This is a genomic window from Sphingobacterium sp. UBA5670, from assembly GCF_002420705.1.
Classification (GTDB): domain Bacteria; phylum Bacteroidota; class Bacteroidia; order Sphingobacteriales; family Sphingobacteriaceae; genus Sphingobacterium.
The window spans coordinates 62,630-74,005 of record NZ_DIIM01000023.1; the positions used below are offsets into that span (position 1 = coordinate 62,630).

12 protein-coding genes and 2 pseudogenes are annotated in these 11,376 nt (G+C 35.5%); 7 read left to right on the forward strand and 7 right to left on the reverse strand.

Features of this window, described 5'->3' with window-relative positions:
* Window positions 1-89: 89 nt before the first annotated feature.
* The 4 genes from B3C94_RS21190 to B3C94_RS21205 form a co-directional block, all read right to left on the reverse strand.
* The gene (locus B3C94_RS21190) at window positions 90-1,307 is read right to left on the reverse strand and encodes a transglutaminase-like domain-containing protein (RefSeq protein ID WP_293907505.1); all 1,218 of its coding nucleotides are present in this window, start codon (window positions 1,305-1,307) and stop codon (window positions 90-92) included.
* Between the two features lie 586 nt (window positions 1,308-1,893).
* Window positions 1,894-2,259: a hypothetical protein gene (locus B3C94_RS21195; RefSeq protein WP_293907507.1), complete on the reverse strand. Its 366-nt coding sequence runs from the start codon at window positions 2,257-2,259 to the stop codon at window positions 1,894-1,896.
* Window positions 2,260-2,378: 119 nt separating this feature from the next.
* Window positions 2,379-2,972, reverse strand: a complete 594-nt coding sequence (locus B3C94_RS21200; protein WP_293907509.1) for a hypothetical protein — start codon at window positions 2,970-2,972, stop codon at window positions 2,379-2,381.
* A 177-nt stretch (window positions 2,973-3,149) separates the two neighbouring features.
* Window positions 3,150-3,746 carry a Crp/Fnr family transcriptional regulator gene (locus tag B3C94_RS21205; protein WP_293907511.1) on the reverse strand — a complete coding sequence of 199 codons (597 nt, stop codon included), beginning with the start codon at window positions 3,744-3,746 and terminating at the stop codon, window positions 3,150-3,152.
* Between the two features lie 275 nt (window positions 3,747-4,021).
* On the opposite strand from B3C94_RS21205, the gene B3C94_RS21210 reads away from it, so the two are divergent.
* The 4 genes and pseudogenes from B3C94_RS21210 to B3C94_RS21220 all read left to right on the forward strand — a co-directional run bounded on the left by B3C94_RS21210 (window position 4,022) and on the right by B3C94_RS21220 (window position 6,028).
* A complete protein-coding gene (locus tag B3C94_RS21210; protein ID WP_349679149.1) occupies window positions 4,022-4,501 on the forward strand; it encodes an AraC family ligand binding domain-containing protein in 480 nt (159 codons plus the stop codon).
* Window positions 4,498-4,803 (forward strand): annotated as a pseudogene (locus tag B3C94_RS23565) (helix-turn-helix domain-containing protein). The gene B3C94_RS21210 and the pseudogene B3C94_RS23565 overlap by 4 nt, the downstream one beginning before the upstream one ends.
* Before the next feature lie 75 nt (window positions 4,804-4,878).
* On the forward strand, window positions 4,879-5,166 hold the full coding sequence (locus tag B3C94_RS21215; RefSeq protein ID WP_293907513.1) for a hypothetical protein: 288 nt from the start codon (window positions 4,879-4,881) through the stop codon (window positions 5,164-5,166).
* A gap of 316 nt (window positions 5,167-5,482) precedes the next feature.
* A complete protein-coding gene (locus tag B3C94_RS21220; RefSeq protein ID WP_293907515.1) occupies window positions 5,483-6,028 on the forward strand; it encodes a putative glycolipid-binding domain-containing protein in 546 nt (181 codons plus the stop codon).
* Window positions 6,029-6,226: 198 nt separating this feature from the next.
* Here B3C94_RS21220 and B3C94_RS21225 read toward each other — a convergent pair.
* Window positions 6,227-6,934 (reverse strand): annotated as a pseudogene (locus tag B3C94_RS21225) (SDR family NAD(P)-dependent oxidoreductase); the annotation flags it as partial.
* A gap of 103 nt (window positions 6,935-7,037) precedes the next feature.
* The gene (locus B3C94_RS21230) at window positions 7,038-7,847 is read right to left on the reverse strand and encodes a helix-turn-helix domain-containing protein (RefSeq protein WP_293907517.1); all 810 of its coding nucleotides are present in this window, start codon (window positions 7,845-7,847) and stop codon (window positions 7,038-7,040) included.
* Between the two features lie 258 nt (window positions 7,848-8,105).
* On the opposite strand from B3C94_RS21230, the gene B3C94_RS21235 reads away from it, so the two are divergent.
* From B3C94_RS21235 to B3C94_RS21245, 3 genes are all read left to right on the forward strand, one after another.
* Window positions 8,106-8,792, forward strand: a complete 687-nt coding sequence (locus B3C94_RS21235; RefSeq protein WP_293907519.1) for a 2'-5' RNA ligase family protein — start codon at window positions 8,106-8,108, stop codon at window positions 8,790-8,792.
* A gap of 320 nt (window positions 8,793-9,112) precedes the next feature.
* Complete coding sequence (locus tag B3C94_RS21240; RefSeq protein ID WP_293907521.1) at window positions 9,113-9,643, forward strand: DUF4468 domain-containing protein; 531 nt, start codon at window positions 9,113-9,115, stop codon at window positions 9,641-9,643.
* A gap of 316 nt (window positions 9,644-9,959) precedes the next feature.
* Complete coding sequence (locus tag B3C94_RS21245; protein ID WP_293907523.1) at window positions 9,960-10,739, forward strand: toxin-antitoxin system YwqK family antitoxin; 780 nt, start codon at window positions 9,960-9,962, stop codon at window positions 10,737-10,739.
* Between the two features lie 168 nt (window positions 10,740-10,907).
* Here B3C94_RS21245 and B3C94_RS21250 read toward each other — a convergent pair.
* The coding region (locus B3C94_RS21250) for a helix-turn-helix domain-containing protein (protein ID WP_293907525.1) at window positions 10,908-11,376 on the reverse strand (469 nt) is incomplete at its 5' end.

The window sequence follows — 11,376 nt, forward strand, 5'->3', positions numbered from 1 at the left end:
AGTTTATTTCGAGGATTTGATTGCTATTGTTTCACCTACTAATTTGAAATTTGATAGTTTGGAAATCTACTATTTTTAATGTGCTGTATTTATTGGGGGGATTTCCAAAAGTAAGCAGGATCATGTGTAATAACGTTGTTTTTTAAATATTTATTACTGCTTTTGTCGAATCCGCCTGGAATTAAAGAAATGTACTGTAGATCAGGGGGGGCAGGTCTATATCTGCTCTCTGTGTTAAACTCACTTTTATTCGTGCATTGAATCCAATATAAATTTTTTGCCATATAATAATCCAGGTACCAAAGTTTACTTACTTTGGACTCATCATTCAGCTTAAGAAACTGATTGTTTTTTAAATGCTCCCTGACTTCTTCGATGCTCAGTAAATTGTTCTTTTCGTCCATAACAAATGTACCATGGGAAGGATCCATCCACAGCCATTTTTTTAAAGTTTCCGAATAAACACTATTGATCACATGGCAGTCAGTATCTTTATCGTCTTTTGGCATGCATGTAACAAAACGCGATTTAAATCCCATTGCGAGATACATTTCATTTAGCGTCATCGCTTTATGCCGACAGTTGATACCTTTTCCTGTCGCCTTGTGATAGTTGTAAAAATCAATCGCGTCAAATTCGCATAATGCCCAATTGCTGCCGTCATATTTAATATTATTTGAAACAAAAAACAATATATTACGGATTTTAGAAATTTCATCGCCATTACCAGCTATTGAGTCCAGTTTGAAAAAATTTTTCACCGCTGCCAAATTATGATTACTTGCTGACTGGTAGTTAAATACAGGTAAATCGGCATTGCTTTCTGAAACATATCCTCCTGACTGCTGCAACAGAGTTAATTTATCATATTGCTTCAGTTGTTTTAATGCTTTTTCAAATTTATTTTCCTTACGGATATTATCTAAATCAGTGTCATTTAGTGCGTTACGATAGTCGGTGTATCCCCAGAAAATGGCCTTTTCAAAACTTGTAACAGCCTGCTTTTTTTTATTAAGTAATGATTGTAGGCAAGCAAGGCTGTAGGATACATTGGCATTGATCTCCTTGATGGTAGTTTGAAATTCCTGCTTTTCATTTTCAGATAACTGCAAGCTGTCCATTTTGGCCGTAATGGTATTTAACACCGTTGCGGCTTTTTGATAATCCTTTGCTGAATAAAAGGTTTTATACTCCTTTTCTAATTGATTAATGTCTGTAAGGAACTTATTCCATGTCGCCGAATTTGTTTGAGCAAATACATTTGACGTCAGGAATATCAACAAAATAAGGTTAAATAATAGTTTCATTGGAGGTTATGGTTTAAAAGTAAATAATTTTATTTCTCTAGTAATTTCAGTTGTCTTATTTGAATCTGAAAACTCTATCATACGATTGTTTACGATAGATTTTTCTTTAAGACAGTTATGAGATATGAAATATTACACCTGAGAGCGAAATCCCTTTTCAATCCGTTTTTGTGCATGATTCCCATTATGACCTGGAATATATGCAAGGAGAAAGGGCTGTCTGCCAAGTTTCAACTTCAGATTTCCCAGAATAAAATACGGAATTCCCCGCGGAGGCAATCTAGAACTCCTTCTTCATATTCTAAACCGTATCCGTAGGGTAAGGTAAATCAACTTTATAAACAAATCAATAGCCAGTTTAATACTGGCTATTTTGTTAATTCAGATGACATTGAACAGGAGATCAGTAAAGCAGACTTTAAAAATCTTAGTCGCTTTAGATTGAAGCTTATAATAAAAAGAATGGCACCCAGCAGCAAAGTGTTTCCCCAATGTTTAAAAACATATGACCAATTCATTTAAGGTCTATTTATTAATAACTGAGACAATTTTTAAATATAATATACTGGTTCATGAACCATAGCGATTATTCCTCAGCTTTCTTCATAACGTAAATAATGCCAGAGGTGCCTCCAGATCCATTATAGTTATCAGTTAAATCGAATGAATTTATTAATTCATATCCAATCTTCGACATATAGTTAAGTATCGCAGCATAGGATTTTTTATTGGTCAATATTTCTGAAAGCTTTTCACCTTCCGCGATCTGTTCATCTGAATCTCCTAGGTCAACTTTAACTTTTAGTTTTTTTGAAAGGAATTTTCCTTCCACCCGTATATACGCATAAGAATAAGTGTTTTGTATTTTAGTTAGAGAGTTAATAGGGTAATGTGCTGAACTACTATTAAGACAAGAGACTGTAAGAAAAATGATGAAAAGTAATTTATACATAATCGAAATTATTTACTAAACTATAGTGCTAATTTATGACATACTAAGTAACTCATAAAATTTGATAAAGACTAATGTGTCAGTAATTTTTTAGCTCATGCAATTGGTGAGATTATAGCTTATTGATTCCATTTCATTTTTCCATTATCGTCAAACATTTCGATAGAAGGGTTACCTAGACTGTCCACCTTTAAAATAATTCTTGGTATTTCATTCTTATCTTTCATCACCAAAGAAGCATTCCCATTCTCGGTTAGTAGGTTTATCCGGTTAATATTATGCCCCGGCTTACGGGATAGATCTTTATCATTAATCAATAGACCAGCCCTGAAATAATTGTCGTGTTTATTATCTTGTGCCAAGATACCAATTGCATCGGCATTCTGATAATCAAATGCCAGTGCATTCAGGTTAGTCTCTTCATTATCAGTAATTGCCAAACCACCTCTTTCGTCGCCATTTTTATCAAAGAAAATCAGACCTGCGGGAGCGTAAGCTCTTTTATACGTCTTCCCATTGATAATAGGTTGCGGAATGTTATCTGTGTTTGCAATAACGACACGATTTTTCCCCGACCTGTCTTTGATATCTATTCTTTCCGCAGTTAAGCTGTGCTTGTAGTTCAAAAAGTAAACCACACAAGCCATCAGTACAATATTGGAAAGAATAAGTGCGGTTAGTAATATTTTTAGTGCTTTGGAAATTGTTTGCATAATTTAATTTCGATTTTTAATTATAAAGTTCTCTTATTCAACTCTTCAATTAATAGTACTATGTGTTCTATTGCAAAGAGATTTTTTAATCGTATGCTTTATTATTGTTTGATAATAAGCAAAAATAAAGCGTGATTTCGAGAATGCGCTCTACATAGGTTGAGCGTAATGATTTTTTTATTTGGTCAGCCCTTTACGTATTCTGCTCAGCTGTGTTGGGGTAATGCTCAGGTGCGAAGCAATATATTGTAGTGGAATTCTCATGTCAATTCCCGGATGTGCTTCCAGCAATTTTAGATATCTTGTGGTGGCACTTTCGGTCAGTAAAGAAATTTCTCTTTCTTCATTAATGACTATCCATTTTTTCTCCAAATAGGCAATGTAAAGGTTTTTTAGTTCATCATTTTGATTAATAGCTGCTCTTGTTTGATGATAAGGTATACATACCACAGTAGTGTTTTCAATAGCTTGCAGTTTAAAATCGTTGGGCGTTTTTATGATAGCCGAAAATCTTGTGCTCGCAAAATCCCTCTCCAAATAAATCCATTTATTCCAGATAGCTCCTTTTTCATCAATAAAATAAGAGTTTAATGCACCTTTACAAACAAAGAAAATATCATTGGCGACACGCCCTTCCTTTAGTAAAACTTCATTTTTGTTAAACTTCTTAATGTAGACAGGTTCAGCCAACAAATTAAATGCCTTATCCGAAATAGGATACACGCTTGTAACAGCTGCTTTAAAGTCAGCAAGATATTTTTCTGTTTCTGTCATTTGTTTTAGCGGGGTTACATGATGATATTACTTTCAAATAAATATAACGTATATTTTAAATAGCTAAAATTGATTTTTCTTCTTTCGTAAAAGATTCAGTTTATTTGCAGGTCTTGAACAAAGAAATCCGCTGTAAAGTTTTCCTTTATCCCATTCTTTAAATCTTATACCTTACCTTACAGTTTGTAATATTTTAGAAGTTTATATCTGTAAACCTATTAATTTAGTATACCACGACCAATTCGAATAGCGGCTCGTGTTGTCATCGACAACCGATGCCATCTATTAAACCTCATATCCATAGTTTTTTTCAAAAAATTTGGTTTAAAACGGGAAATGGGAAACATTATGTAGACTTTAAGACTTATGATGTCTTGGACAATGCTATGTTTTTCATTGCTCCTAATCAGGTACATTATTTTGATGATCAAGAACACTATGAAGGTGTTTTATTGCACTTTAACCATCTTTTTTTAATCCAGGATGAAAGGCCTTTGGATTTTATGTTGAACTGCAGTTTGTTTAATAACCCATTTCAGCAGCCATCATGTTGTATAGGGGCAGGAATTGATACTCTTTTAGATCAGTATGTCTTACAAATGAAAGGAGAATTGGAAAGTGAGGAATTATTTGGAAAAGAGATAATATTAAGAAATTATTTGAAATCCTTCCTTATCCAGGTACAGCGTAGAAAAAAACATTTTGAAAAAGTATCGGAGCCACAATATTTGATGAGAAGAGAATGGTATTTATGAGGTTCATCAATTTGATTGATGCAAATTATAAAAAGAGCTTTAGTGTAGCGGAATACGCAAAGCTTCTACATTTGTCTTCTAGGAGCTTGTCTGATTTGACCCAAAATCAAATTAACAAGACGCCTTCGCAAATGCTTCATGAGCGGATTATCTTGGAAGCACAGCGCCTTTTGTTATATTCAGAACTAAACGTGAAATAGGTTGGCTATCGATTAGGTTTTGAGGATCCTTCATATTTTGTCAAATACTTTAAAAAATACACAAGTTTATCTCCTTCGGAATTTAAGAAGTCTGTTTCCTAAAAATACCATTTGTTTTCTGTATGGACATTGTTTAAAACATCCCTTTTAAGGTACTTTGTTAAAAACGAAAAAGTTATGGCAAAAGTATATTTAGATATAATACTTACAATTCAAGGATTAGATAGAGCAGGAGTAACGGCAGTTTACAATTTATACAAAGAACCATTTTTGAAAACAGTTAACGGCGCATTATCCGATGAACTATTGATCCATATTGATGATTTGCGAATCCTTCAGGGTTTTAAAAGTAGGGAAGATGCGCAGTGTTACTTTTTGAGTAAATTCTGTACTTCCGATTTTATTACATCTTTAAAGCCTTACATAATTGGTAATCCCAATGTGAAGATTTATGAAGTTTCCTAAATATTCTTAAATTTTCCTAATGATAGGTTTTAAGAAAGAATTTGCGGATTCAGCTTGCAAAGCAAGGTTGTCAAATTGAAGCTCTTTATTGTCGATGATGAGACCATTGCAGTGGAAGTTTTAGAAGGAAGGGCAGGTGTTTTATTGTAGCGGTCAATATTGGTTAAAACTTCATATACCTTGGATTCATATCCCTTCATGTAAATTGAAAAAATACAAATAATTGAAACTTTTATGTGCGGGATGCTGTTACATGAGCATCACAACAAAGAGCTGATCTGTTTAAAGATGGCAGGTTTGAATAATTTTGGCATATATGAAAACGTTATTATGGAGAGGGTTGATCAACAAATCCTGGGAGCATTGCAAAGTTGATACTGTAGAGAACGGTTTCAAAATAACTTCTGAAGTAGTAGGTAATCACGCAAATAGTACCTATATCATCAACTATCTGATCAGTACCGACAATCATTGGAATGTTCAGGAGTTTGAGGTAAGCTGCGAGATGGAAGGAAAGCGGAAACAGATGGATGGGAAAAAGACCGGATCAGACTGGCTGATCAACGGACAGATCGTACCCGCTTTTGAAGGTTTCAAATATATTGATATTGCCGTTACGCCATTGACAAATACCTTGCCGATAAAGGGACTTGAGCTTCATGTTGACCAAACACAGCTGATCGAAGTCATTTACATCGATGTTTTGAATGACGAAATCAAACCCGCTAAACAGAAATATACGAAACTATCAAAAGAATGCTACCATTACCAAAACATGGAAACAGGCTTTACATCATCGATACTGATCGACCGAAATGGCATGGTAAAGACCTATCCGGGGTTTTTTGAGCTAGTGGCATAGCCATACAGTTTTAACACCAATTTTGATGCAAAATATAGACAATCTTGGCTATAATTCAGTCTTTGAACTGTTTGATCTTTGCTGAAAACTGATGTTTATCAGGACCAAAATCCAGCTCATATGAAGTATAAGTATTTCCTCCTAATAGAAAATCTTATCAAGATCGATAAGATTTTCTATTAGATTTCTGCTCAGTATTTATATACCCTTTACTGTACCTCCATCAACCCTGAGCAGTGCCCCGCTAACATAATCTGCGTAAGGACTTGCCAGATAACAAACTGCGGCAGCAATCTCTTCCGGACGGCCGAACCTTCCGGCATCATTGGGAACAGTATCCTTTACTGCATTTTTTTCTATCTCATCGAAGCTAGAACCCCAGCTTTTTTGCTTCGCCGCGCTATTTAACCACTCTTCCACGCTTTCATTCATAATTGCTCCGGGAGAAACTACGTTGGAGGTGATACCCGTTTCTTTTAGCTCTCTCGCTAAGGATACCGACAAGTTATGACGTGCTGCCAGCGTTGCATTATAATAGGGCTGCTCCCTGATCGGTTGTATACCCAATCCACCACCGATGTGTATGGGCCTTCCCCAGCCAAGCTCTTTCATCTGAGGTAGAACACGCTGGATCATTCTTACATAAGATACTACATTTGCATTGTAAACCTCCAGCCAGTCCTCAGCGCTAGTTCCTGTCCAGGAAGTATGTTTATAGAATCCCGCATTATTGACGAGAATGTCGATTTTACCGTTTTTAAGAGCCTCCTTTATCACTGCATCTGCTCCTTCATCGGAAGTCAGGTCACCGATGGCAATAGTTGCTTTGCCGTTATTGAGGTTGATATAGTCAGCTACGCATTTGGCGCGCTCAATATTTCTGCCATGTAAGATAACCTCAGCCCCTTCTGCTGCAACATCTTCACGATCGACTCACCCAATCCGGATGTTGATCCGGTGACAAGTGCTCGTTTTCCTTTTAATTTTAAATCCATTAAATTTTATTTTTTTATGTTGCCGATGTGGGTGAAATCCCGAATTCGTTTTTGTACGATTTTGAAAAATGCGAAAGATCCTGAAAACCAAGATCAAGATAGATGTCCGATGGTCTGACATGCTGGTTTTGGAGCAGGTAATTGGCCTCGGTCAACCTTTTTTTGAGCAGCCATTTTCCGGGTGATGTCCCAAAACATTTTCCAAAATCTCTTTTAAAGCCCGAAAGACTTCTGCCCGTCATAAAGGCAAATCGGTCGAGACCGATATTATACCTGTAATGACTGTTCATGAATGCCTCAATATCTATTTTTCCTGGCTCACTAAAATCAAAAAGTACATTTTTAAGCTTTGGATTGGTCTTTAGAACTAGAAATAACAGCTCTCTTTCTTTTAGGGATAGAATATAGCTATCATACGCTTCTTGACTATCTAGATAGGGAAGGAGAGAGCCAAAATAGCTTGTTAGATAGGAGCTCTGCATGAGCAGTTGAGCTTCGCCTCCGAGATAGGGGCCATCCGCTATTAACCGGTATTCGCTGCTCATATTTTTGAGTGTCCGCTGATCAATCTGTATTATTATTGATTTAAATCCTTCAGAAGAAGAAGACTTCATGTACTTAGTCAGCTGATTTCTCCTGAAAAAGCGAAAATCACCAGCTTTAAAACTCCACTTTTTACCGCCGATCCACACATCCTGATTTCCTGAAATCAAAAGGGCAAAAATATGATCGGTAACAAATGTTTCACCTTCGAGGATATTATCGTACTTATTATATCTGAAAATAGGTGAAGATATATTTTCGGTTTCTATTATTTTATTCATCGATCCAGTTTTACTTTATGTTTTCAGCTTTCAGTAATTCAATTTTATACTACAAAATTACATCCCAAATTAGATTGTTGCTAGTCAAAAAAGCTCAATTTATTTGGCTGAGAAGGTCACCGATCCAATTAGATACATTTGACGGTCTTATCGAAAAGTGCAGCATTATTGTTAAAAAATGGAATAACAATATTTTAACGCTAAAAATATCAGTACTTTTACATGAAATCGTAATTAGTTAACAGTAGTTTAGGTAAAATGTCTATAGAACTCGCAAAGCTTTATGATAATTTGTTCGATCGGTCCATTAGACAGATTAGTAAGGGAGAGATAGAAATAGATCGGCAGATAAATAATGATAGAGACAGACGTCGTGGTCTGACCTTATTGATAAGACCAAGTGATGAGGTCAAAGCTCGGGTGAGGACATTTCAGGAAGAAATGTTGAATATTGAAGGAGAGCAGTATTACCAACCCATCTCAGATTTACATGTGACGGCACTTTCAATCATTTCGTGTTACGAAGGTTTTGACCTGAGTCAGGTACGTGTGTTTGATTATGAGCAGATTATTTTTCAAAGCCTTAAAAAGATACCTGAATTCAGACTGCAATTTAAAGGCGTCACAGCCTCCCGAGAGGCTGTGATGATCCAAGGTTTTCCGTTAGGCGATGGGCTTGATATGTTACGCAACCGCATAAGGAATAATTTCCAGTCCACAGATTTGCAACAGAGCATAGATTCGAGGTACAGACTGACTACTGCGCATATGACTTCCGTACGTTTTAGAAAGGAATTACATTGTCCGTACAAGTTTGGAAATCTCTTACGAGATTACAGGACAGCTGGATTTGGCGAAATGAAAGTACAGTCCCTTGAATTGGTATACAACGATTGGTATCAAACTAGCAACATTGTCAAAACACTTCATAGCTTTCATTTATAAATGATGACAATGAGTTCGGTCAAATTCTGCCACTTGAAAGATCATTTTATCGGCAAAGCAATAAAAGATATGGATTCAGTTATATCATATCCGAAAAATGAACTGTTTCTAAAATATATAGAATATCCTAGCAGTAAAAAAAGATCTACTTCGCGATCCTGTCGGATGATATAGTGCTTGTTTGCAGAAATTTCAAACCATCAACCATGATCTTGTGTTTCACTACAGAAAGGTGTAAATTGCAACCAAGTCGTGATAGCAATAATCACTTCAATTGAAAAATTTATTGATTTATTTAACTGTGCTTAAAATAATTAAATATGAAAATTATAGTAACCGCGATATTTATGCTTTTGTTCGCAAACTCAGCGTTCTCCCAGTATTTTACCCTTGGGCCAACCGGTTTCATATCTGAAGAAAACCAGGATTATGCTGTTGTGGAAGTTCCAGGAGCCAAACAGCAGGAGCTATACGATAATGTACTTAAGTCGATAAATAGTTTGTATTCCAATCCCAAAGATGGCTTGACTTTGATTCCTGGGCAAGCTATTACTTTAGCAGGTTACAAAAATAAGGGACTTAAAACCTCTGGTTTCTCGAAGGCTTATTATGATGTGGATTATACCTTAACGTTTTTGTTTAAAGATGGAAAGATACGAATCAATAGTCCAACTTTTAGTGCTCAAATTATGAATTACAACGGTACTTGGAATAAAATGAACGTGAAAAAATTTTATTTCAAGGGCAATAGTGAACCTAAAGGAGAGAAAAATCATCAGTACGTAAACACATATTTTAATGATCTGATCAAATCCATTCTTGATAAATCCGCCAACATCGAAAATTGGTAAATCTTATCTGTCAAAATGATTTTGTAATTATACTCAAAACATACCCATACCTGCAGATTCAGGATAGTGCTAAGATAGGCTTTAAATGAATAAAAACCCAAACGCTCTACAGAATGAATTGTTCTTATCCGATTTACACGTTGGGGGATATCCAGATCGTCCCGATGGAAAGCACCGCTAGGCATACCGCACAGACATCGTTTCGCGCATAGTAGTAATATTATTGCGGATAATAAATATCGCTTCACGAATAATAAACTATCCTTGCTTCATCAGATAGCCGGCAGTATTTTTATATAAAATTATGAGCGCACTTATGAAAAAACTATTATTTCTACTCGTTATTTTACACATTTTTTTTTATTGTAAAGGACAATCCACGGAGCATAAAACGCTTTTTGACAACGGTCAGGTTAAGGAAATATATTATTTAGATAAAAATGGGCAGTTGACTGGCGAAGCACACATCTATTTTGACAATGGCAAGTTGTCAACGGTCAGCACATATAAAAGTGGAAAGAAAATTGGTGAAAGCAAGTGGTATTGGAAAAATGGAAAATTAAGGGGTAGTGTATCTTTCAATGAAAATGGAAAAATGACTGGAGAATGGAAAGAATATCATGAGAATGGACAATTGGCAAATAATGGGAATTATGAAAATGGCGAAAAAACAGGTTCTTGGCACTATTATTTTGATAATGGTCAGTTGTCCTCGCTAGGAGTTATTAAAAATGGAAGTAGTATTGGTTCATGGAAATTGTATCATAAAGACGGAACCAGTAGAGGAATAGCACAATATGACGAAGACGGGCGTCAAACTGGCGAATGGAAAGAGTATTACGAAAATGGACAATTGGAAAGCATTGGCAGTTATGAAGCAGGAATGAAAATTGGCGAATGGAATTATTATTACCAAAATGGCAAATTGGAACATTTAGAGATCTATAATAATTACAAAAGATATAATGGTGAATGGAAATTTTATAATGAACAGGGAACGTTGATAAAAACCGAAATCTATACGGATGGAAAGGAAACGGGGGATTGGAAGTTTTATGATGAAAAAGGTCATTTAATAAAAATAGAAAAATACTAGAACGCGCAGTCGAATGGTACAGCAAAATTTACTTCAAATAAGACCGTGGAAAAACTTGTGCTTGCACCGGAGGGCTGGACGCCTTGTATAATTTATCCTATTTTGGAAGGTTATTTAAAGACATTCTGAATCCAAACCGAAGAAGTGGAGTCAAATAATATGAAAACATTATCCCCCTGACATTTCTTTAAATTGGGTTGGTCTCATATTGGTCAGTTGATGAAAATTGTTACTAAATGCCGATATATTCGAATACCCAATTTCATAGGCTATCTCTGTCATATTCAAATCTGTATCTTTAATCAATTCCATCGCCCTGATAATGCGAAGCATTTTTAAGTATTGAACAAAAGTGATGTGCAGTTTAGTTTGAAATAATCTGGTCAGGCTTCTCACGCTCATTCCCGATTGGCGGGCAACAGTATTTAAGTTTAGATCTTCATTTAACCTATATCTAAAATTATCAATAAGAACATTGAGCCTTTGATCGTCTGTTGTAGGAAGTTGAATGGAGAATTTTTTGAGATTTTCCTTTGATAATACGCCTTTAAGCGTTAGTAAAAATTCAAATTCCCATGAACCTTTAAAATAGTCACCTTGCCATTTCTCGCTAAAGGAGAGCATTTCTGCCAGAAGT

Bases quoted from the DNA above. Each gene is read 5' to 3' on its own strand.
- B3C94_RS21190 (WP_293907505.1), bottom strand. From the start codon at position 1,307: ATGAAACTATTATTTAACCTTATTTTGTTGATATTCCTGACGTCAAAT.
- B3C94_RS21195 (WP_293907507.1), bottom strand. From the start codon at position 2,259: ATGTATAAATTACTTTTCATCATTTTTCTTACAGTCTCTTGTCTTAAT.
- B3C94_RS21200 (WP_293907509.1), bottom strand. From the start codon at position 2,972: ATGCAAACAATTTCCAAAGCACTAAAAATATTACTAACCGCACTTATT.
- B3C94_RS21205 (WP_293907511.1), bottom strand. From the start codon at position 3,746: ATGACAGAAACAGAAAAATATCTTGCTGACTTTAAAGCAGCTGTTACA.
- B3C94_RS21210 (WP_349679149.1), top strand. From the start codon at position 4,022: ATGCCATCTATTAAACCTCATATCCATAGTTTTTTTCAAAAAATTTGG.
- B3C94_RS21215 (WP_293907513.1), top strand. From the start codon at position 4,879: ATGGCAAAAGTATATTTAGATATAATACTTACAATTCAAGGATTAGAT.
- B3C94_RS21220 (WP_293907515.1), top strand. From the start codon at position 5,483: ATGAAAACGTTATTATGGAGAGGGTTGATCAACAAATCCTGGGAGCAT.
- B3C94_RS21230 (WP_293907517.1), bottom strand. From the start codon at position 7,847: ATGAATAAAATAATAGAAACCGAAAATATATCTTCACCTATTTTCAGA.
- B3C94_RS21235 (WP_293907519.1), top strand. From the start codon at position 8,106: ATGTCTATAGAACTCGCAAAGCTTTATGATAATTTGTTCGATCGGTCC.
- B3C94_RS21240 (WP_293907521.1), top strand. From the start codon at position 9,113: ATGAAAATTATAGTAACCGCGATATTTATGCTTTTGTTCGCAAACTCA.
- B3C94_RS21245 (WP_293907523.1), top strand. From the start codon at position 9,960: ATGAAAAAACTATTATTTCTACTCGTTATTTTACACATTTTTTTTTAT.